At 62.2% G+C, this 20,994-nt stretch carries 21 protein-coding genes and 1 pseudogene; 15 read left to right on the top strand and 7 right to left on the bottom strand.

Annotation, left to right across the window (positions count from 1 at the left end):
- Positions 1-305 precede the first annotated feature (305 nt).
- Positions 306-2,621, bottom strand: a complete 2,316-nt coding sequence (locus ACT17R_RS16965) for a TonB-dependent receptor (protein ID WP_444809890.1) — start codon at positions 2,619-2,621, stop codon at positions 306-308.
- Positions 2,622-2,839: 218 nt separating this feature from the next.
- Between ACT17R_RS16965 and ACT17R_RS16960 the strand changes: the two genes are divergently transcribed.
- The 10 genes from ACT17R_RS16960 (at position 2,840) to ACT17R_RS16915 (ending at position 11,472) form a co-directional block, all read left to right on the top strand.
- Positions 2,840-3,496 carry a TetR/AcrR family transcriptional regulator gene (locus ACT17R_RS16960; protein WP_186401064.1) on the top strand — a complete coding sequence of 219 codons (657 nt, stop codon included), beginning with the start codon at positions 2,840-2,842 and terminating at the stop codon, positions 3,494-3,496.
- A 119-nt stretch (positions 3,497-3,615) separates the two neighbouring features.
- Positions 3,616-4,410, top strand: coding sequence for an enoyl-CoA hydratase/isomerase family protein (locus tag ACT17R_RS16955; protein ID WP_186401065.1), 795 nt, complete (start codon positions 3,616-3,618; stop codon positions 4,408-4,410).
- Positions 4,407-5,570 (top strand): acyl-CoA dehydrogenase family protein, encoded by a 1,164-nt coding sequence (locus ACT17R_RS16950; protein WP_186401066.1) that lies wholly within the window; start codon positions 4,407-4,409, stop codon positions 5,568-5,570. Before ACT17R_RS16955 ends, ACT17R_RS16950 begins: the two co-directional genes overlap by 4 nt.
- Before the next feature lie 31 nt (positions 5,571-5,601).
- Complete coding sequence (locus tag ACT17R_RS16945) at positions 5,602-6,369, top strand: enoyl-CoA hydratase/isomerase family protein (RefSeq protein ID WP_234180960.1); 768 nt, start codon at positions 5,602-5,604, stop codon at positions 6,367-6,369.
- 61 nt (positions 6,370-6,430) lie between these two features.
- Complete coding sequence (locus tag ACT17R_RS16940) at positions 6,431-7,237, top strand: SDR family NAD(P)-dependent oxidoreductase (RefSeq protein ID WP_234180958.1); 807 nt, start codon at positions 6,431-6,433, stop codon at positions 7,235-7,237.
- Positions 7,238-9,052: an AMP-binding protein gene (locus ACT17R_RS16935; RefSeq protein ID WP_186401068.1), complete on the top strand. Its 1,815-nt coding sequence runs from the start codon at positions 7,238-7,240 to the stop codon at positions 9,050-9,052.
- Entirely contained in the window at positions 9,052-9,471 is a 420-nt protein-coding gene (locus tag ACT17R_RS16930; protein ID WP_234180955.1) for a hypothetical protein, read from the top strand. The genes ACT17R_RS16935 and ACT17R_RS16930 overlap by 1 nt, the downstream gene beginning before the upstream one ends.
- A 2-nt stretch (positions 9,472-9,473) precedes the next feature.
- Positions 9,474-9,905 carry a PaaI family thioesterase gene (locus ACT17R_RS16925; RefSeq protein ID WP_234180998.1) on the top strand — a complete coding sequence of 144 codons (432 nt, stop codon included), beginning with the start codon at positions 9,474-9,476 and terminating at the stop codon, positions 9,903-9,905.
- Positions 9,906-9,924: 19 nt separating this feature from the next.
- Complete coding sequence (locus ACT17R_RS16920; protein WP_234180953.1) at positions 9,925-10,473, top strand: nuclear transport factor 2 family protein; 549 nt, start codon at positions 9,925-9,927, stop codon at positions 10,471-10,473.
- Between the two features lie 24 nt (positions 10,474-10,497).
- Positions 10,498-11,472 carry an NAD(P)H-dependent flavin oxidoreductase gene (locus ACT17R_RS16915; RefSeq protein ID WP_444809889.1) on the top strand — a complete coding sequence of 325 codons (975 nt, stop codon included), beginning with the start codon at positions 10,498-10,500 and terminating at the stop codon, positions 11,470-11,472.
- A gap of 419 nt (positions 11,473-11,891) precedes the next feature.
- Here the strand turns inward: ACT17R_RS16915 and ACT17R_RS16910 are convergent, their stop codons facing one another.
- Entirely contained in the window at positions 11,892-12,626 is a 735-nt protein-coding gene (locus ACT17R_RS16910) for an SDR family oxidoreductase (RefSeq protein ID WP_186401626.1), read from the bottom strand.
- Between the two features lie 40 nt (positions 12,627-12,666).
- Between ACT17R_RS16910 and ACT17R_RS16905 the strand changes: the two genes are divergently transcribed.
- Positions 12,667-13,623, top strand: a complete 957-nt coding sequence (locus ACT17R_RS16905; protein ID WP_234180949.1) for an AraC family transcriptional regulator — start codon at positions 12,667-12,669, stop codon at positions 13,621-13,623.
- A 185-nt stretch (positions 13,624-13,808) separates the two neighbouring features.
- Here ACT17R_RS16905 and ACT17R_RS16900 read toward each other — a convergent pair whose 3' ends face one another.
- From ACT17R_RS16900 to ACT17R_RS16890, 3 genes are all read right to left on the bottom strand, one after another.
- Positions 13,809-14,480, bottom strand: a complete 672-nt coding sequence (locus ACT17R_RS16900; protein ID WP_444809888.1) for an alpha/beta hydrolase — start codon at positions 14,478-14,480, stop codon at positions 13,809-13,811.
- A gap of 72 nt (positions 14,481-14,552) precedes the next feature.
- Positions 14,553-15,551 (bottom strand): helix-turn-helix domain-containing protein, encoded by a 999-nt coding sequence (locus tag ACT17R_RS16895; RefSeq protein WP_444809887.1) that lies wholly within the window; start codon positions 15,549-15,551, stop codon positions 14,553-14,555.
- Positions 15,548-16,696, bottom strand: a complete 1,149-nt coding sequence (locus tag ACT17R_RS16890; RefSeq protein ID WP_260833912.1) for a type II toxin-antitoxin system HipA family toxin — start codon at positions 16,694-16,696, stop codon at positions 15,548-15,550. The genes ACT17R_RS16895 and ACT17R_RS16890 overlap by 4 nt, the downstream gene beginning before the upstream one ends.
- 349 nt (positions 16,697-17,045) lie before the next feature.
- Between ACT17R_RS16890 and ACT17R_RS16885 the strand changes: the two are divergent.
- A pseudogene (locus ACT17R_RS16885) lies at positions 17,046-17,141 on the top strand (SDR family oxidoreductase); the annotation flags it as partial.
- 355 nt (positions 17,142-17,496) lie between these two features.
- Here ACT17R_RS16885 and ACT17R_RS16880 read toward each other — a convergent pair.
- A complete protein-coding gene (locus ACT17R_RS16880) occupies positions 17,497-18,408 on the bottom strand; it encodes a LysR family transcriptional regulator (RefSeq protein WP_186401628.1) in 912 nt (303 codons plus the stop codon).
- Between the two features lie 96 nt (positions 18,409-18,504).
- Here ACT17R_RS16880 and ACT17R_RS16875 point away from each other — a divergent pair, with 96 nt between their 5' ends.
- From ACT17R_RS16875 to ACT17R_RS16865, 3 genes are all read left to right on the top strand, one after another.
- A complete protein-coding gene (locus ACT17R_RS16875) occupies positions 18,505-18,834 on the top strand; it encodes a nuclear transport factor 2 family protein (protein WP_186401076.1) in 330 nt (109 codons plus the stop codon).
- Positions 18,831-19,619: an SDR family oxidoreductase gene (locus tag ACT17R_RS16870; RefSeq protein WP_444809886.1), complete on the top strand. Its 789-nt coding sequence runs from the start codon at positions 18,831-18,833 to the stop codon at positions 19,617-19,619. The genes ACT17R_RS16875 and ACT17R_RS16870 overlap by 4 nt, the downstream gene beginning before the upstream one ends.
- A 131-nt stretch (positions 19,620-19,750) precedes the next feature.
- Positions 19,751-20,332, top strand: a complete 582-nt coding sequence (locus tag ACT17R_RS16865) for a DNA-3-methyladenine glycosylase I (protein WP_186401078.1) — start codon at positions 19,751-19,753, stop codon at positions 20,330-20,332.
- A gap of 316 nt (positions 20,333-20,648) precedes the next feature.
- Here the strand turns inward: ACT17R_RS16865 and ACT17R_RS16860 are convergent, their stop codons facing one another.
- Positions 20,649-20,969: a hypothetical protein gene (locus ACT17R_RS16860; protein ID WP_186401079.1), complete on the bottom strand. Its 321-nt coding sequence runs from the start codon at positions 20,967-20,969 to the stop codon at positions 20,649-20,651.
- Positions 20,970-20,994: the final 25 nt, after the last annotated feature.

Genomic DNA, 20,994 nt, shown 5'->3' with positions numbered 1-20,994 from the left:
ACAACGCTGAACATCGATGGCGGTGCGTCGGCCTAGTCGCGGGAGCGGCCCCTCCGCCCGGCGGAGGGGTCGTCGCCTAGCTTTACCGCACGCGGCCGCGAACCATTGCCGGCCCGCTTCCATCCGGTCCGGTACCAGGCCGGCTCCGGCAACTGTCGCTTACATGCTCAGGTGGCCGGCCATAGCTGCCCGCCCGCTTTCAGAGGCAGAAATTCGGAAACGGTCAGACTTGGCTGGAATGGTCCCGCCCGGAAGCGGAAAAGCCGCTTCTCGGGCATCGGATCAGGAAAGCGGTCGTTCGACGACTACCGGAACTTGAAGCCGACGTTAACGCCGTAGGTGACAGGCATTCCGGTAAAGCGGATCACGGCATCGCCGCGCCGCGCCGCGGTATTCCAGTAATATTCGTTTGTGACATTCTGCGCATAGAGACTTGCCGTCCACGCGCCGTCGGCGTCGCCGATTCCGGCGCGCAGGTCGAGCAAGCCATAGTCGTCGATGAACAGCCGAGCGTCGGGTTTGAAATCGCCATAGGTCGAGCTGCGGTAGGTATAGTTGGCGCCGATGAACGCTTCCTTCGATCCGCCTACATTCCAGCGATATTCCAAGTCGGCGTTGACCTGCCACTTTGGCGTGTAGGGGAAGCGGAAGCCGTTGAAGTCGGTGACCGCGCCGAATGCGGTGTAGTTGGAGAAGGATCGCGTGACCTTGCTGTCGATATAGGTCGCGCCCAGATTGGCACGCAGGCCCTCCACCGGTGAGACGACGAGCTGCAATTCCGCCCCCTTGATCCGCGACTTTGGTACGTTGACCAGCGCCTCGAGCGGGCCGAACACCGGCACGATCGTGCGGCCCTTCAACTGCTTGTCGAGATAATCATAGTAGAAGAGGGCGCCGTTGATCTGCACGCGGCGGTCGAGCAGCGCCGATTTGAACCCAAGCTCGTAGGCCGTTACCTGCTCCTGCCGCACCGGCTTGTATTGCGAGAAGCGATTGCCCGCGAGCGTAGCGAAGGAGCCGCTCTTGTAGCCGCGGCTGACGCTGGCATAGAAGAGCTGGCCCTCTGCGGGCTTCCATTGCAACACGCCGCGCCAGGACAGATTGTCTTCCGGCAGGCTGCCCGCAAATTTGCCCGGACGCCCCGCGTCGTCGAACGTCACGCAGCCGCCGAGCGGGATCGTTCCCGACGGAAGGCCGAAGATCAGCTCGAAGCCGCGCGCATAGGTGCCGTTGCCGGCATTGAGCGTGCAGCCCGAAAAATCGACCTTGGTATCGGTGTAGCGCACGCCGCCGATCAGGGTCAGCGTGTCGGCGATCGGCACGCTCACATCGGCGAAGGCCGCGATGCTGCGATATTTTGTGTCGCCGAGCTGCGGCACCAGCTCGATCGACGGGAAGCCGAAGCGATCGAACACATGCGCCGACGATTGGTCGTTGAGCCGCTGGGTGAGCAGCTCGTGCGTCTTGCCCCATTCATAATTGCCGCCGACGATCCATGAACCGTCACCCATCAACGAACCGGCAAGCCGCAATTCCTGACTGAAGGACTTGATGTCGCCTTCGAGGAAGACGTCGGTAAGCCGCAACGTGGTGCCGTCCGATTCCTGCCCATAGGCTTCCTTGAAGCGCGTATAGGCCGAGATCGAGGTGAGCGTGATGTCGTCGCTGACGTCGATCTCGCCGCGCAGCGCGGCCTGCACCTGCCAATTGTCCTTCTTCAGCGGGAAGCTGGTGCCCCAATCAGCCGCGCGATTGTCCTCGGGAGCGACCGGATAGGTCGGCAGGCGCGGATCGAAGAAGCCGGCGGATTGCTGGAAGGGCGCAGTAAACTGCGGCGCCTGCGTATCGCCATGATCCTGGTAGGCGTTGACCATCAGGTTGAGACGCACCGTGTCGACGGGCCGGAAAGCAAGCTGGACGCGCCCCTGCGTGAACGCACGCTGGCCGAGGCTGGCATCGCGCGTGTAGCTTTTCTGCCAGTCACCGCCACCTTCATGGCGCAACGAAATTCGGGCTGCCAGCGTGTCAGACAGCGGTCCGCTCGCATAGCCTTCGACGCTGAACCTATTGAAGCGTCCATAGGACAGCGCCAGCCCCGCCTCCGGCGTCCAGGTTGGCTTGGCCGAAATATAGTTGATCGCGCCGCCGGTTGCGTTCGATCCGAAAAGGGTGCCCTGCGGCCCCTTGAGCACTTCGACCCGCTCGAGATCGAAGGAGGCGCCCGCCGTCATCACCGAATAGGGAATGGGCACTTCGTCTGTATAGACCGTGACCGTCGGCTTTGCGGCAAGGCTGCTGTCGAAGAAGCCGATCCCGCGCAGAAAATAGACCGGTGTGCCAAAGCCGCTGTTGATCGCGTTGAAGCCCGGGGTCACTTTCACCAGTCCCGCGACATCGGTTACGCCCTGCGCCTGCAGATCGTCGCCCGACACCGCCGTGATCGACAGCGGCACACTGTTGATGTTCTCGCTGCGCTTTTGCGCGGTCACGATGATTTCGTTGGTACCGACCGCTTCCTCATCGCCAGCAGGCGCAGCCTCTTGCGCCGCTGCCTGATTCGCGAGCAACGCGAGCAGCAGGGCCGCGACCGACGACGAACTATGCATCTTTGAAAGCGCCATAATTTCCCTCCCGATGACCATCTGTAACGCTAGGTTCCGATCAGGAAAGAGCGCTCAGATCTTTGTTACCGTCCGGTCGGTAATATTGATTGCAATCATTGTCAAATCGGCAATGAAGGCGACACCTATTGACCAGCGGGTCGTGAACGACCTATGCCTCACGCGCAGGGGCAGGCAGGATAGCCGCAGCGAGCGGGCGTCCGGCAAATGGGAAAGCAATGGCGGAAGCATCCAAGAAGACAGGGGCGGCGTCGACGCCCACCCAGAAACGACCGGGTTCGACTGCGACCGCGAGGCCGGGGCGCAAGCGCGGCAGCGTCAACAAGGAAGTGATCATGGGGGTCGCCTCCACCATGTTCCGCGAGCGGGGCTATGATCGCACGAGCCTCGACGATATCGCCGCGGGTCTGTCGATCACCAAGCCGAGCCTTTATTATCATTTCGCGAGCAAGGAGGAGATCCTTCTCGAATGCATCGCACGCGGCTATATCCTGTTTCAGCAGAAAATAGCCGATCGAGACGATATCCGCCTCCCCGGCCGCGAACGCGTCCGCATCTTCATCGAATGCTATGTCGATCTGTTGCAGGATAATGTCCTGTCGATGATCGTCGCCGACGAACGCGTGATGAGCGACGCCGGCAAGGCCAAATCGCGCAACTACAAGCGGATGCTGAACCGCGACCTGCTCGATCGGCTCGAAGTCGGACGCAAGGACGGATCGCTAGCCTTCGACGACGCGCGCATCATTTCGTTCGGCATCTTCGGCATGGTCAACTGGATGACGCACTGGCAATCTGCGGCGCTGCTGATCGAGCCCCGCACGGTCTCCAACCAGTTCGTCGCCATGATTCTCGACGGCATCGGCAAGCCCTGAGCTGATCCAAAAATCTGCATTCCCGTGCACCTCGCGGCCATTCAAACCGCGAGTTGACAGCCCGTTTCGACGCGCTTATGACAATGTTACCGACTAGTAGGTAATAAAAGGGATAAGCGATGGCCGACTTCCGTTATCTGAATACCAGCGTCCAGGACGGCGTCGGCATTCTCCAACTCAATCATCCCGAGGTACGCAACGCGCTCGGCTGGGAGTTGCACGAGGACATCATCGCCGCGCTGCGCGCTTGGGAAGAGGATGACGCGGTGTCGTGCGTGCTGTTTATCGGCAATGAGGAATATTTCTGTGCCGGCTGGCGCGTCGACATCCTGAACACGGCGAGCGACGACGATCGCCGCCGTTTCAACGATCTCGCGCTCGCGCTGATGAAAGCGATTTACGACTTCGGCAAACCGTCGGTCGCGGCCGTCGCCGGCGTCGCGCCCGGCTACGGTATGGACGTCGCCAATATGTGCGACATCACCGTTGCGTCCGAAAATGCCCTCTTCGGATCGACGCAGGTCAAATATGCGATGAACGGCTTTTATCACGGCATTATGGCGCGCGTCGGCAAACAGCATGCCCGCCGCCTCTATTACACCGGCGACCCGATCGACGCGCACGAAGCGCTGCGGATCGGCCTCGTCAGCGAAGTCACGCCGGTTGGTGAACTTCGGTCGCGGTCGCTGACGCTCGCCAAGCAAATCGCCGAGATGGGCCCCGAACTGGCAAAGATCTTCAAGGGGGTCGCGCTGCGCGCGTCGAACATGGATCATCTCGGCGCGCTGCAATATGAGCTGACCGTAACCCATGACCTGCTCCAGCGCGGCATTTTCCGCGAGCGCATCGCGCGCGGCTTCGACCGGCTCAAGGCCGGTAACAGCGTCGCTATCGAACGCGCCGGAAAGCCATGACCCTCGACGTCATCGCCTCCGACATTTTTGCATCCGAGGAGTGCGAGCAGTTCGCGCGCTCGGTCGACGGTTTTCTCGCGGCGCACACCGCGCCCGAGGCGATCGACCGCTGGCGCGCCGGCAAATGCGTCGACCGCGCAACATGGACCGCCGCAGCCGAGGCCGGCCTGCTCGGCATTTCGGTCGACGAAGCCTATGGCGGCGCGGGTGCCGATTTCCGGTTCGAGGCGATCATCACCAAGGCGATAGGACATCGCGGCGCCGACGCGCTGACAATCAGCCTGCACAATGCGGTGATCCTCCCCTATTTTTCGAGCTTCGGGACCGAAGCTCAGAAGCACCGCTGGCTACCCAAATTCTGTTCGGGCGAATGCCTGACCGCGATCGCGATGACCGAACCGGCGGCAGGGTCGGACCTGCAGGGCATGAAGATGACCGCGCGCAAATGCGATGGGGGCTGGCGGTTAAGCGGTCAGAAGACCTTCATCTCGAACGGTCAGATCGCCGACGTCATCCTTGTTGCGGCCAAGACCGACCCTGCGGGCGGCAGCCGGTCGATCTCGCTGTTCATTGTCGATGTGCGCAGTGAGCCTGAGGGGTTCCGGCGCGGACGCAACCTAGACAAGGTAGGTCAGGAGGGGCAGGATACGTCCGAACTCTTCTTCGACGATCTGTTCGTGCCCGACGACGCCCTGCTCGGCGGCGCCGAGGGGCGCGGGCTGCCGCAGCTCATGGAAAAGCTGCCGCAGGAGCGGCTGATTATCGCCTGGCAGGCAATGGCTATGATCGAGCGCGCGCTCGACGAGACGATCCGCTACACACGCGAACGACCGATGTTCGGCCAGACGCTCGCCGATTTCCAGAACACCCAGTTCAAGCTCGCCGAATATAAGACGCAGGCGGTCGTTTGCCGGGTCTTCGTAGATCATTGCACCGACCTGCACGTGCGCGGCGAACTCACCGCCGAACTCGCCTCGATGGCCAAATATTGGGCGTCAGAGGAGCTGACGAAGATCGTGGACGGCTGCCTCCAGCTCTTCGGCGGCTATGGCTATATGCTCGAATATCCGATCGCGCGCATGTTCCGCGATAGCCGCATCCACCGCATCTACGGCGGCGCGAGCGAAGTGATGAAACTGCTCATCGCCCGAAATCTCTGATCCGAAATCCCGAAATCCAGGAGTGAAGAATATGGCAAAGCACGGTACGATGCGCAGCGAGGTGAAAGGCGGGGTCGCCACCATCTTCCTCGACCGCCCCGACAAGAAGAATGCGCTCAGCACCGAATTGTTCGAGGATCTTGTCGAAACGCTTCAACAATGGCGGCGTGACGACAGCGTCGCGGCGGTCGTCATCACGGGAACCGAGGAATATTTCTCCGCCGGACTCGATCTCGATACGATGAACTGGAAGAGCGAGGAAGAGCGGCTGCGCTGGTATGACGCCACTTATTATGGCTATCTCGAACTGCTCGAATACCCCAAGCCGACGATCGCGGCGGTCGCGGGACCGACCTTCGGCGGCGGTTGCGACATCGCGGTTTTCTGCGACATCCGCATTTCCAGCCCCAACGCCAAATTCGGCTTTCCGCAGATCCGCTTCGGCCTGACCCCCTTCGTCGATCCGCTGCAGCGCATCGTCGGTCAGAGCCAGGCGAAACTGCTCGTGCTGACGGGGCGCCGCATCGACGCGCAGGAAGCGCTGCGCATCGGCCTGATCGACGAGATCGCGCCCGAAGGAAAATTGCTCGACACGGCACAGGCGATGGCCGGCGAGATCGCCTCGACGACCGTGCCGACCGTCGTGCGCACCACCGAAATGCTGCGCCGCAGCTGGGCGATGGATCCGATGGGAGCTTATGTATACGGGCATGTCCAGTATCGCGATGTCCACTGGAATCCGGCGATTTCGGACCGCATGCTGGCCGCGCGCGCCAAGGTCGGGTCGGGAATGCGCTGACGGGCGAACGATGACCGGCTCTCCTCCCCTCCCCTCCGCCGCTTTAGAAGGATCGGCCATCGTGGTCGTCGGCGCGAGCCGCGGGCTCGGCCGGCAATATGCCGCCGACCTCGCGCGCGCCGGCGCCCGCCTTGTCCTCACAGGGCGCGGCAACGAAGTTGATGCTGTCGCGTCCGCCATCCGGCGAAGTCGCGGAAGCGCCATAGCGGCGCGATGCGACATCCGCGATCCTGCCCCTTTCGTCGAAGCGGCGCTCGCCGAATATGGCGCAATCGACGGCCTGGTGGTCAACGCGGGCGTGGTCCGCGACCGCAGCTTCGCAAAGATGACAGCAGAAGAATGGTCGGAGGTGATCGACGTCCATCTCGGCGGCAGCTTCGCCTGCGCCAAGGCGGTGTGGGAGCCAATGACGGCCCGGGGACGGGGTTCGATCATATTCACCACCTCGGGCGCGGGCATGCACGGCGCCTTCGGGCAGGCGAATTATTCGGCAGCCAAAGCCGGTATCATCGGCCTGATGAAGACGCTGGCAATCGAAGGCGAACGGGTCGGAATTCGCGCCAACGCCATCGCGCCAATGGCTCTGACCGAAATGACTGACGGCGTCTTTTCCGACCGCATGAAGCATGGCTTGCGTCCCGAACAGATTTCGCCCTTTCTGATCGCACTGCTCGATCCCCTGTCGACGCGCACCGGCGAAATCGTCGAATGTGGCGGCGGCTGGGGCGCGCAGGTGCGTTGGCAGCGAGCAGCGGGCGATCGGGTGGCAGCGGCACCGTTCGGTCCCGAATTCGATCTGCCGGAGACGACCGCCGATTCGCTGGGCGCCGCACTTGGCGACCCGCGGACGATGTACAGGATGGCCTGAATGGAGTTTGCGAGTCCCCCTGCCCCGAGCGTGACGCTCGACCGCCGCGACGATGGCAGCATCATCCTGCGCTCGGGCCTGCCGCTCGGCCCGGTCCCCAAGTCACTCGCGCATGTCTTCGACGAACAGGCCGTACGCACGCCAGATGCGATCTTCATGCGCCAGCGCGGCGCGAACGGCGCATGGCGCAGCATATCCTACGGCGACGCGCGCCGTGCCGCCGATGGCCTCGCCCAATGGCTGATTGATCGGGGGATCGGTGTCGGCGACATTATATCCTTTCTGTCCGAGCCTTCGATCGAACATGGCATTGCCGCCATCGGCGTCCAGCGGAGCGGCGCAGCGATCGCGCCCGTCAGCGTCGCCTATTCGCTGATGTCGAAGGACCATGCCCAGCTCCGCCAATGCGTCTCGGTGGTCGGCGCGAAGGTCGTCATCGTAGACGACGCGGTACGTTACGCCGCTGCGCTGCGCGCGCTCGCGCCGCTCGGGGTGACGATTGTCGCAGCGTCGGGTACGGTCGAGGGGCTCGCCATCACACCCTGGGCCGAAGCCGTCGCGACACCGCCAAGCCCCGATGTGGCCGAGCGCATGGACGCGATTCGGCCCGACCAGATCGCGCGCATCATCTATACGTCCGGTTCGACCGGATCCCCCAAGGCGACGCCGCAGCCGCACGCCAATCTCAACATCACGATCGCGCAGAATCGAGCGCTCGGCCTGCTCGACTTCGGCGACGATTCGCCACAGATCCTCGAAGCAATGCCGTTCAGCCACATCATGGCGGGCAACTTCAACTTCAACAACACGATCGCCGCCGGCGGCACGATATGGATCGACGATGGCAAGCCGACCCCCGAGCTGTTCGCCAGGACGCTGGCGAATCTGCGCGACGTCGCGCCATCCTATTTCATCACCGTGCCGCTGGGCTACACGATGCTGTGTCAAGCGCTCGAGGCAGATACCGACCTCAGCCGCCACTTCTTCTCGCGCCTCAAATTCCTCGGTTTCGGAGGGGCCGTGCTCGCCGAAGATGTCCGTGACCGGCTAACTGCGCTGTCGATCGCCGCGCGCGGGAAGGCGGTACCGATCTTCTCCTTCTACGGCGCGACCGAGTATCTGTTCGGGACGCTCAAATACTGGACCGAAGGCGGGACCGACGTGATCGGGCTTCCCCTTCCCGCCACGGACCTCAAGCTCGTTCCGTTCGACGGGCGGTACGAGATGCGCGTCAAGGGACCGACAATGATGCCGCAAAGCGGCTATATCGGCGCGCCCGAAGCCTCCGCATCGCTATTCGACGAGGAGGGCTATTTCCATACCGGCGACGCCGTCCGCTTCGCCGACCCCGACGAGCCGCGGGCCGGGCTGGTCTTCGCGGGCCGGCTATCGGAAGATTTCAAGCTTGATTCGGGCACCTATGTCACGGTCGAGGCGCTCCGGGTGGCCCTGCTGGCGGCTTGCGGCCCGCATGTTTCGGAGGCCGTAATCTGCGGCCTCAACCGCCCCTATCCGTCGGCGCTGCTGTGGCTCCGGGCGGGCGAGAATGACACCGAAACGCGTGCTGCGATCGCGTCAGCGATCGCCACCTTCAACGCGTCACAGAGCGGCGCCGCGCGCCGGATCGGCGCGGCCCTGATCCTCAACGAGCCGCCGTCGTTCGAAACCGGCGAAGTGACCGTGAAAGGAAATGTGGCGCAGCGTGTCGTACGCGAACGACGATCCGCCGATGTCGATCGGCTTTACGCAGCTCGCCCCGACGCGGACGTGATGATCTTCGCCGACAGGGCTCGCAAGCTGGTCGGGGCCGGCTGATGCTCTGGAGCCTACCCCCGTCGGTTGCGGCTTTTCAGGCCTTGTTCGAGCGGCTCGCGCCCGACGTCGACATCTGGCTGCGCGACGACGTCGAACTTCGTCCACCCACTTATGAAAAGTCGTGGACCGGCAAGGAGCTGGTCGGCCGCTTGCTCAGCTTTGCATCGCGGGAGTTCGGCGGGCTTGTTTACACTGATAGCTTGTGCAACGGCGACCGCTATGCGCTGCGCTTCGAGGGAGAAATCGAAGGCAGACATTTTTCGGGGGTCGACATCGTCAGCCTCGACCGCGAGGGGCTAATTGCGCGCATCGAAATTTTCGCGAGGCCGCCCGCTGCGATGCTGGCCCTACGCGACCGGATGGGAGCCCAGGTGCAGGCCGATCCGGTCGCTGCGCGCCTGATGGGTCTAGCCGCGTGACGATGGACCGCACGCAAGGCGAATGGCGTCCGCTCAATTTCGATGATCCATTTTGCGCGCATGTCGGCGGGATGCAGATGCTCCATACGGGCGACAGAGCCGAACCGGTCCGCTTCGGGCTCGAGGTGCAGCCGCATCAGTGCAACCGCTTGGGTTTCTGTCACGGCGGGCTGCTCTCGACCTTTCTCGATATCGCGCTCGGCGTTTGCGCGATCGAGATTTGCGGCCACGACTGGGGCGGACCCACAATTAATCTCAGCGTCGATTTCCTGCAAGGCGCCCCCATGGGCGACTGGATCGAGAGCCGCGTCATCCTGGAGCATACGACCCGCACTCTGATGTTCGTGACCGGATCGGTCGTCGGATCGCCCGGCAAGATCGCCAGGGCTACCGCTTTGTTTAAGCAGCCGCGGTCGGCGCCGATCACCGCCTGACCGTCACGGAGAAGATATTATGCATGCAAGCGATACCGCAGGTGCGAACCGCGAAACCTATGTCGGATTGCCTATGGCCGATGCAGTCACCCAAGACTTCGTCCGCGATTTCGGTAGCCGCTGGGAAGCGGCATGGAATTCGCACGACACCGACGAAGTGATGGCACTCATCCACCCGGACATCCGCTGGAACGACACGATATTCTGGCCCGATGTCATCCGCGGCCAAGATACGATGCGCGCGTATGTCGACAAGATCTGGGCCGTCATGCCCGACGTGCAATTCCGCGAAGTCCAGCTTTTCGTTGCAATCGATTCCGGGCGCGCACTCTATCTGTTCGAGCAGACGTCGAGCGCGCCGCCAGCTTCGGGCAAGGATACAAGGGCCACCACCTATGGCTGCGACATTTTCCTGGGATTCCGCGACGGGCTGCTGTCCGATTATATGGCGCAATATGAGATTACCGACATGATGCGCCAATTCGGCATGCTGCCGCCGCGCGGCCAGCGCATCGGCGGCGCATACTTGCTCTCGCTATTGGGCGCCGAGTCCGCCAAGCGAAGCTGAACGACATATTGGAGGACGGCCGACATGGGTATGAAGACGCGCATTACCGAGAAATTCGGCATCGACACCCCGATTATCATGGGCGGCATGACCGGCGTGGGCTATGGCCCGCTGGTCGCCGCGGTCGCCAATTCCGGCGCTCTGGGCTTCATCACTGCGCATATGTATCCGACCGGCCAAGCGCTGTTCGACGAGATAGAGGCGACGCGCAAGCTGACCGACAAGCCCTTTGGGGTTAACCTCACCCTGCTGCCGTCGATCAACCCCATCCCCTATGATGATTACCGCGAGGCGATCATTGCCAGCGGGATTAGGATCGTCGAGACCGCGGGCCGCGCGCCGACCGACCATCTTCCGCGCTTCAAGGACGCCGATGTCACGGTGATCCACAAATGCACATCAGTGCGCCATTCGGTTTCGGCGGTGAAGAAGGGTGTCGACATGATCAGCATCGACGGCTTCGAATGTGCGGGTCACCCCGGTGAGGACGATGTGGGGCTAGTCGTGCTGCTCCCTGCCACAGTCGACGCGTTGCCCGACACCCCGATCATCGCTTCGGGCGGGATGGCCGACGGCCGCAGCCTGATCGCCGCGCTCGCGCTTGGTGCCGATGCGGTGAACATGGGTACCCGCTTCTGCGCAACGGTCGAGGCCCAGATCCATAACAATGTGAAGCAGCGCATCGTTGACGCGAGCGAACTCGACACAGTGCTCGTCGGCCGCACCCTGCGCAACACCGCGCGCGTCGCAAAAAATGCCGTTTCGCTCGAGGTCGCCGAGATCCAGCGCGATCCGACCAAGACCTTCGACGATGTCCGCCACCTGATGACGGGCGTACGGGGACGCGAGAATGTGCTGCGCGACGGCGACGTCGACGGCGGCATTTGGACGAGCGGTCAGAGCCAGGCGCTGATCCACGACATTCCGACCTGCGCCGAGCTGGTGCAGAATATCATGGCGCAGGCTGAAGCCGTGCGGGATCGACTTCGGCCGTCTTAGGCGCATGCAATTAGGTGGCTGCGAAGCAACTACTCGTGGCCGGACACCGCGCCGGAAGGCATCGACCGCTGCGGAATTGCCCAGCACGACGCGCAACGCGCCGAACGGCGCGTCCTCCAGCGCCCGGGCGATCAGCCCCAGCCATTATATCCCTCGGGTATTGCGATGCCATAGACGGGCTACAAGCCGCGCGATGCCGCCGGGGGGCGTCCACCCATCACTCCATTCTGGCCATCGGAAGCGTTGTCCCGCCAGCGGCCGAAAACGCCGACTCTGGCCGCCTTCTGCCTGTCCGGCAAAAAGGCGGAGGAATGTGGAAAGCCGTCATTCGGGAGAGCCAATCACTGGGGCTGCTTCCGACCAACTCACGCAGTTTCCGGAACTGGTCGCGAATGACAACTCCGGAAAGAATCGGCAGCTCATCCCTGCGCAGTCGGTCGGATGACGATGCTTCCCACATCGACTTCCGGCGGTTGCTCGATTGCATAGATTATACCGCGAGCGATAGCGTCCGGGGGGATCGCTATGTGCCCGAGACGTTCCTCGATCATCCTCTTCGTAGGTTGATCGGTGATGCCGTCGCCGAAGTTCGTCGCGATCATTCCTGGTGACACCTCCGTCACGCGAAGGTTGGGACCAGCTTCTTGCCTGAGCACTTCGGTAGCTGTACGCACCGCGTTCTTGGTGGCGGCATAGACACCCATCGTAGGGACGATCTGGATGCCCGCCGTCGAGACGACGTTGATCACATGGCCGCTGTTCTGTTTCGCGAACACTGGAAGGGCGGCGGCGATGCCGTAAAGGGTGCCGCGCAGATTTACATCGATCATGGCATCCCAGCCGTCCACGTCCAACGCGTCGAAGCGGGAGATCGGACCGATCCCCGCGCAATTGACAATGACATCGAGCCTTCCAAAGTGCTCGACTGCCAGCCTAACAAGAGCTTCGAGATCAACCCGGCGCCGGACATCGGTAGCCTCGGACACGGCATTCCCGCCCGCTTCGATGATCGTGTTCACGACTTCGACAAGAGCGTCTTCACGTCGCGCGCCCAACACGACAGACGCCCCCTGTCCGGCCAGCAGCTTCGCGGTAGCTCGGCCGATGCCACTGCTCGCACCTGTGATGGCCACAACTTTACCTTCGATACCCATCGTCAATCTCCTCAAAATGACGATAGGCAGGCAACGTGCGATGATCTATGCGACTTTATCTATGGTTTTGTCGCAATCGTCCAAGACTCAATCGGATCCACTGTCCGATGTTTTCGGCGTGCTTGGCGCACAGGTGACAAGGCGCACCCGAATGGAGGCGGCAGGACGGTGGGCCTTTGCATTTCCAGCGGTCGAGCGGCTGAAGTTCGTGGCAGTTCTGCGCGGCAGCCAGTGGATATTACTTCCGGGATGTCCGCCCCAGCCCCTGAACGAGGGAGATGTGTGCCTGCTCGGGCGTACTGCCTATGCCGTGGCAAGTCATCCCAACGAGAAACCCAGAGATGGGGGTGCGCTTTACGCGATCGGATCGGACGTCGCCCACGTCGGCGGGGATGATGTGATCGGGATAGGCGGAAGCGTCACATTCGGCGCCGGCAACGCAGACTTCCTGCTCGATATGTTTCCCACATGTATGATCGTTCCTCGATCCTCACCGGGGGCCGAAGCGGTTACGACGATCCTTGATCTTATTAACAGCGAGTTCGAGCGAGACAGGATGGGCAGTCAGATCGTGACCGCCCGGCTTGCCGACGTGCTGGTGGTCGAGGCTATCCGCGCCTATGCAAGCCAGATCGGAGGCGACAAGATGGGCTGGTTCCGGGCGCTGACCGACGCAAGGATTGGCCGGGCGCTTCGAGCCATGCATGGCGATGTTGCCCGCCACTGGACGGTTGCGAGCCTTGCCAAGGTGGCTGGCATGTCGCGCGCAGGCTTTTCGGCCGAATTCTCTCGTATTGTGGGGCAACCGCCGCTGACCTATCTGCGGCTGTGGCGTCTCACCTTGGCTCGCGCGGCGCTGTTGAACGGCGATGTGACGGTCGCCAGCATTGCAAACAGGATCGGCTACACGTCTCAAAGCGCCTTCGGAAATGCGTTCCGCCGCAGCTTCGGGGTTTCACCCAAGGCTGGTTCGCGCTTGAAAGAACAGCATAGCTAAGAATAAAGCTAGCAAGAATGGACGGAATATTTTCCGCCAATACTTCAGTCGCCCGGCTATGCAATTGCTTTGCTTGGCACCTCCGCCCCAGGCCGCCGGCAGTCGGGCAGCTTAGGAAATAGCAACCTCGAAAGACGACGTCTCGCGGCGCCTGAACCGTGGCGCGGTCAGCGACGGAAGAGCGGTCACGACGACGATCGAGCAAATCCCTCTGCCACGAAATCCCGACCGAGGCGCAGGCCCACCGGATCGACGTTGTGTGCGACGCCGTATGATAGATGTGTGGTGACGTTGACACCGAGATGCTTCAGCTGGCTCTCTGACATATGGAGCGCTGCGACTGGGACCACGGGATCCGCTGTTCCATGGATCAACAGCACCGGCGGCTTCGGGAGGCCGCCATGCTCAAGCCCGGCGGACCCGGCCAGCATGCCCGAATAGCCCACAACCGCAGCAACGGCGCGCGGCCGACGCAGTCCGATCTGAAGCGCCATCATTGTACCCTGGCTGAAGCCGACCAACGCCAGATCGGCCTCGGTCAGGCCATATTGGTCAAGCTTGCGATCGATGAAGGCGTCGACCGCGGGGGCCGCCGACGCAGCGCCCGCGGCGAGGGCCGATGGCGCAAAGCCCGACAAGCCCCACCATTGATAGCCCGCACCCATCATGCCGCAGCGCTGCGGCGCGTGCGGCGCCAGAAACAGTGTGTCGGGAAGCGCCTCCTGCCACGCTGGCGCGAGCGCGATCATGTCAGACCCGCTCGATCCGAAGCCATGCAGCAGCAGGACTATGTTCTCAGGCGGTTGTCCAGAGCGCGGCTTGAGGCTGGCTCCGTTAACGATTTTGGGAAAGTTCATGCCCCCAATATGGGCATCGATCGCAATTTGTCAGCCGCGGTGGCGCTTCCCCGGACCGCGTTCCAACCGAAATCAGCGCTTCACGCCAGATTTCAGCGCCGCTGCGCGGAACTCGTCGAGTTCGGATCCGACGAACTGAGGCGTTGCCTCGAACCCGTCGAACAGGTCGTAGAGCGGCACCAGCGTGCGGTGGATGACGTCCGCGAAATCCCTCTGCAACTCGTCGATGCTGGTGGTCGTTGCAAGCTTGGCCGCGCTCGTGCGGCTGCGCTGCGTGTCGACGAGCGGCCATTGGCGGAGCGGCGCCGCCCACGAGACGAGCTGGCGCCCTTCGAGCCCGGTGTAGCTGCTTTCGTAGCGCACGGGAGTGGCAGGATCGAGGTCGAGCGCGACGGCGAGATTGAGGATGTGGACGAAGACTTCGGCGGTCCGCCAGACGGGCAGTGTGAGATCGAAGATCGTTCCCGGCTCGAGATTGCTCGACCCGTCCTCTTGATAGCCGCGCCGCAAATAGCCCTTGAGGTCGCCGGTCACCTGCCAGAAGTCGCTGTGCGCCGCGTCGATGAACATGCGGTCGGCGGCCGGATTTCCGAGCCAGCATTCGATGACGCCATCGCGGATGATCGGACGAATGCTCTCCTTGGCAGGCACCCAGAAGGGGGACCATCCCGAGGTCGCCGGCAAGCGCGCCAATATGTTCCGAAGCTCGCCAAGTGTCTCGCCACGCTCGCCGTGCCCGATTTCATAGGCGTAAGTCACCGCCCCCAGCGGCTGACGCGACGGATGCGACGGATCGAGCGGCGCCACCAGCTCTTCCCAGCGCTGACGTGCAGCGCGGATGAAGGCGGCGAAGCTTCCCGGTGCGCTGGGCAGGATCACCAGTCCCAGCGCGTCGAGGATGTTGAAGACTTTCTCGAGGCGAAGCTTGATATCGCCCTGCTCGAACGCGTTGACGGTCGGCAGGCTCACGCCGGCCAGCGCAGCGAGCGACTTTTGCGTATGCCCTTCCGCCTTGCGGCGGCGTACCGCCTCGTCGACGAGGGCGGGCCAATCGAGCGGACCGCTGCTCATGCGAATATCCTCCGGCTGTTTTCTTCGACGCCCTGCTTGAAGCGCGCACGGAAATCGCTTTCGGCGACAGGTGTCCCGAAGCGCAGGGTCTTGGGATCGCCAAGGCGCTTCGCGAGGTCGGCGAGCGCGAGATCCACCGCCGCCTTGGGCAGGCCAATTTCTTGCCCGAACGTCTCGAGGACGGCGCGCGAGAGCGTGTCGAACTCGCGTTTCTTCCCGCCGATCGCGAGCGCGGTCTCGCGGCTGAACGGATAGAGAAGGCTGTTCAATAGATCGTAGGCGGGGCTAAGGCGCAGGCCCTCGGGCTTTTCGAGCAGCGAGAAGTTCTTGAGATGCGCATCGGCGTTGCCGAGCGCGAAGTTGAAGACGACGAGCCGGAAATAGCGATCGAGATCGAGCCGCGGGCGCGCCGAGTAGGCTGTGATCGCGCTTGCCGCTTCCTCATAGCTCGAATCATATTTGCCGCCGAACTCGGCGCCCCGGGGCTTACCCAGGATTTGTGCAAAATCCTCGAGCCGAAGTCGTTCCTCGCCGTCGCGATCGAAGCGCTCGACGAGGAGTGCGAGCCCCTCGATCCCCGCGATGACCGCGGGCCTCGCGCGCGTGATCTCGGCCTCGCCCAATATCTCGCGCGCGAGCGTCAGGCTCAGATTCTCGTTCTGGACGAGCGTCGGTTCGTCAATTTGGTTGAACTTCGCAATGTGCGTCGCCGGATCGCCGGCTTCTACCGAGGGGCGGTAACCCGACCCGTCGTGCCAGGCGAGCAGCTTGCGCTGAGCACCCGACACCGTACGCGAGGCGGTGACCGCGGCCTCCTCGGTGACGCTTCCCTCGACATTATGGACAGGAGCGATCCCGTCGGCAGGAAGTACCCCGACCGCGCCGATACAGTCGGCGCCATATTGTAGCAGGATACCGAAATCATCCTGGTCGGACGCGCCGCCCGCGCGCGCCTGCAATCCGCGAAGCCAGCCTTCGGGGCCGAGGTGCTGGAAAAAAGGTATCAGTCCGCCGCGATAGACATGATCGCGCCGTGTTGCCGGCAAGGCGCAGGCAATGTCGGCACTCCAGCCGCCCGCATAGGTGAACTGGCTGTCGCCGCCTATTTCGCTCAACAAGCCTGCCCGCTTGCCTTTGAATGTGATTATGGCGTGCCGATCGGGGATGGCGCGACTCCGACTTAAAATTACGTTGCAGGCCGCCTACTATACCGCATAATTTAAAGCAACCTTGATTTCTGATACCAATTTCACATCATTGCACCTTTAAATTTACTCACTGATAGGAATGACAGAGAAACTGGAAATGGCTATACCGCCACGCAACAGAATCAATTTAAAGCGAAATTTACGCCGCAACCACCTCCAAAGATACGCTACCTTTAAAGCATAGCGTATGTGCGGTTGAACAGAAGTAGGGGCCCGCCCGCCCATAAGGCGCGGGCACTTGCGACCAAGCGCCGCGCGCGCGACTTCACCCACTCGCTCTCCCCGGGAGCAGATCGCCGGCGCGGTGTCGTTTCTGGCCGGCCCAGATGCGACCTACATCACCGGAACAACGCTGAACATCGATGGCGGTGCGTCGGCCTAGTCGCGGGAGCGGCCCCTCCGCCCGGCGGAGGGGTCGTCGCCTAGCTTTACCGCACGCGGCCGCGAACCATTGCCGGCCCGCTTCCATCCGGTCCGGTACCAGGCCGGCTCCGGCAACTGTCGCTTACATGCTCAGGTGGCCGGCCATAGCTGCCCGCCCGCTTTCAGAGGCAGAAATTCGGAAACGGTCAGACCTGGCTGGAATGGTCCCGCCCGACTTCGGACAGACTGCTTCTCGGTCGGAATGAAGAGGAGCAGACATTCCAATCCGGCCAAGGAGCAAGCGGGCGCATGACTGTTTTGAGGTCAACTGGGAAATCACCGCGTGAGACAGCTTGCCGAGCGCGCGACCATTCTTAAAGCTGTGCGAGCCGTCCGGCTGCAAAGTCGCGCGCGAGCGCGATAAAGGCCTGGAAGGCGGCAGAGGAATTGCGCCGATTGGAATAATAGAGGCACAGCGGCGCAAGTGGCGGCGTCCAGTCTTCGAGAATGCGGATGAGCCGGCCCGCGGCGATGTCTTCCCGCACATCGGCTTCCATGAAATAACCGATTCCCACGCCGTTTATTACTGCGATCCGGGCAAGCGATGCTTCGTCCAAGGTGATCGGCCCCTCGACATCGAGCTGTAATTCTTCGCCGCCCTTCTCGAACCTCCATCGGAACAACGCGCTATTGGGAAGCCGGATGCGAACGCAGGGATAAGCAAGCAGCTCCTGCGGCACATTGGGGATCGCCCTGCCTTCGAAAAATGCGGGGGACGCGGCAACCGCCATGCGTCGCATCTGGCCCAGTGGAATGGCGATCGCATCGCTGGGCACCAGATCTTTGCTGCGCACGCCCAGATCGAAACCCGCTGCTACGACGTCGACAAGCCGCCCCTCGGTGACGAGGTCGATATGAACGTGCGGATAGCGTTGCAGATAGGTCAATATCAGCGGCGCCATGATTTCGCGCGCTGCGGTCGCGAAGGCATTGATGCGCAGTGTGCCGGACGGCATTTCCTGCTGGGAGCGCGCCGTATCCATCGCTTTTTGTATGCCCTCGAACGCTGGCTTGATCTGTGCAACGAAGATCCGTCCTGCATAGGTAAGCGAGACGCTGCGCGTTGTGCGATTGAACAACCGCACCGCAAGCTCCCGTTCGAGTTTGGCTACCGCATTGCTGATGGCGGTGGTCGACATGCCAAGCTCGAGCGCCGCTGCCCGAAACGAGCCACATCGAGCGATCGCGAGAACAGCTTCGAGCTCGATGAGCGAATGGCGAGTCATTATCCCGATTTCCGTAACACGATATAGCGATTTGTCTCGATTATCAGGCGGTAAGTCCATCGCTAAATTACACTCGTAACAATCGAGGAGATGATCATGTCATTCGAACTACCCAAGCCGATCGCCGACTTTATCGAGGCAAATGCGCGCCTCGATCTTGACGGCATGATGAAGCACTTCCTGCCTGACGCCGTTTTCACGGACAACGGCAAGGATTTCGTCGGGGAAGCCGAAATTCGCAGGCTGCTCAAGGACGAAGCGATCGCGGTCAAGGCGATCTTTGAGCCCGACACTTATCGGGAGGAAGGCGGCGATATCGTGCTCGAAGGTCCCGCTCATGGCGAATTCCCCGGCAGCCCGCTTCGTTTCACCTATCGCTTTAAGATGGAAGGTGACGCCATCAAAACTTTGGAGACGACGGTATGAGCATCAAGGCAGATCCGGCCGAGTTCGCCGGCAAGCGCGTCCTTGTCAGCGGCGGCACCAAGGGGCTTGGCCGTGCCACGGTCGAGCGCTTCCTTGCCGGCGGAGCCCGTGTCGTCACGGCCGCCCGCACGATCAAGGATCCCATCGACGGCGTCGAATATGTCCAAGCCGACCTGACGACCGCGGAGGGCGGCGAAGCGTTGGCCAGGACGGCACTCAAGCGGCTGGGCGGCATCGACATCCTCGCCCATGTCGTCGGCGGCTCGGCTTCGCCGGCGGGCGGGTTCGCCGCGCTGACGGACGATCACTGGCTCGCCGAGTTGAACCTCAACCTGCTGGCGACGGTCCGGCTCGACCGGCTGCTGATCCCGCAGATGCTTGAGCGGGGCAAGGGCACCGTGGTGCATGTCACCTCGATTCAGTCGGTCCTTCCGCTGCCCGAGTCCACAACCGGCTATGCCGCCGCCAAGGCGGCGCTGAGGACCTACAGCAAATCAATCTCGAAGGAGCTCGGCCCCAAGGGCGTGCGTGTCAATGTCGTCTCGCCGGGCTGGATCATGACGGAGGCCGTCGGGGATTTTCTCGAAATGCTGAGGTCAGCCAATGGCGGCACGATCGAGGACGCGCGTCAGTCCGTGCTCGATGCCCTGGACGGGATTTCGATCGGACGGGGTGTCGAGCCTGAGGAAGTGGCGGACCTTATCGCCTATCTCGCGTCCGACCGCGCTGCCGCGATCCACGGCGCGGAGTTTGTCATCGATGGCGGCACGATCAGTACGGTATAAGGATGGCCTACCGGCGTTCGCAGGGTCGCGGATGCCGGGAGTTGGCGGACTCTCGCAGATCGAAAAGGTGTCGCCCATGACCGCCACGGACTGGCGGCGACGGCCGACGACGTTTGAAAGAAAGGCCCCCCATGCCTGATTCTTCCTCCTGCGAGCGCTGCAGTTGGGCACAAAGCGATCCGCTGATGCGGGACTATCATGATGCCGAATGGGGCGTCCCTCAGCGTGATCCGCGGATGCTCTGGGAAATGCTGATGCTGGAGGGATTCCAGGCAGGCCTCGCCTGGATCATCATCCTGCGCAAGCGTGAGGCATTTCGGGCCGCCTTTGAGAATTTCGATCCGGTCAAGGTCGCTGCATTCGGCGCGCCGGACATCATTCGGTTGATGGCGGACCCGGGTATCGTGCGGGCCCGGGCCAAAATAGAAGCCACGATAAGAGGCGCGCAAATCTACTGCGAAATGCAAGCTCGCGGCGAGAATTTCTCGGAATTCTGTTGGTCCTTTACGAATGGCGTTCCGATCCTTGGTGACGGTCGGAGCTGGGCCCCGAGCACAGCGTTGTCCGAAATGATATCCAAGGAGCTGAAGCGGCGCGGCTTCAAGTTTGTCGGGCCGACCATCACCTACGCGTGGATGCAGGCGGTTGGCATCGTCGACGATCACTCTGTTGGGTGCTTTCGCCGTCAGATTGAGCCCCTGGCAAGACGTTAGGGTGGCTGTGCTTCATCAGGCGCCACCAGTATGCCGACGGGGCCAATTAGCTGGTTCGGGGAGGACAACCTCGAAAGCCGAAACGCAGCTAGGCTAGTGAATAAGCCCAGCTGGGGAACAGGCAAACCTCCGAATGGCCGAAATCAGTCGTTAAGGTTGCTCGCGTTGCTCAACTGAATCTGCGCCTATCCGCCACAACCCTTCGCTAATCCGGGACAGGCTGCTCCTCGCTGGCGTCCACATCAAAGGCGTATCCGCTTTCCCGAGACTTATTACACCGTTGGTCTTCGCCCTCTCGTAGTCGCAGATAACGGCGCTAACCTCGTCCTCCGGGCAGCGAACGTTGCGAATATAATAATTTTGATGCGGCCGATAATAGGGCTTCGATGCCGCCGAGATAGCCCGTCTCCGCGGCGCGGCGTCGGGGACGATCCGGGCGCAGCTTGCGAGCATCTATGCAAAGGCCGGTGTCCATTCGCAGGTCGGCCTGATGTCCACGATGGTGGAGGATCTGGTCAAAGCCCCCAATTAGCGCCGACCATCCTCCCGCATGATTCTCGCCGTTTTCGATCTGAACTAAAAACCTATCTTCTACGACGAGCATTGCCAAGGGTACGCCCATACCGAACTTTGCCACTGCCACTGCAATTCCGAGCAAAATT

Source organism: Sphingopyxis sp. Q841 (genome assembly GCF_052384365.1).
Classification (GTDB): Bacteria; Pseudomonadota; Alphaproteobacteria; order Sphingomonadales; family Sphingomonadaceae; genus Sphingopyxis; species Sphingopyxis terrae_A.
Note: the sequence above shows the minus strand (reverse complement) of the source record. Positions and strands in the feature narration are given on the sequence as shown.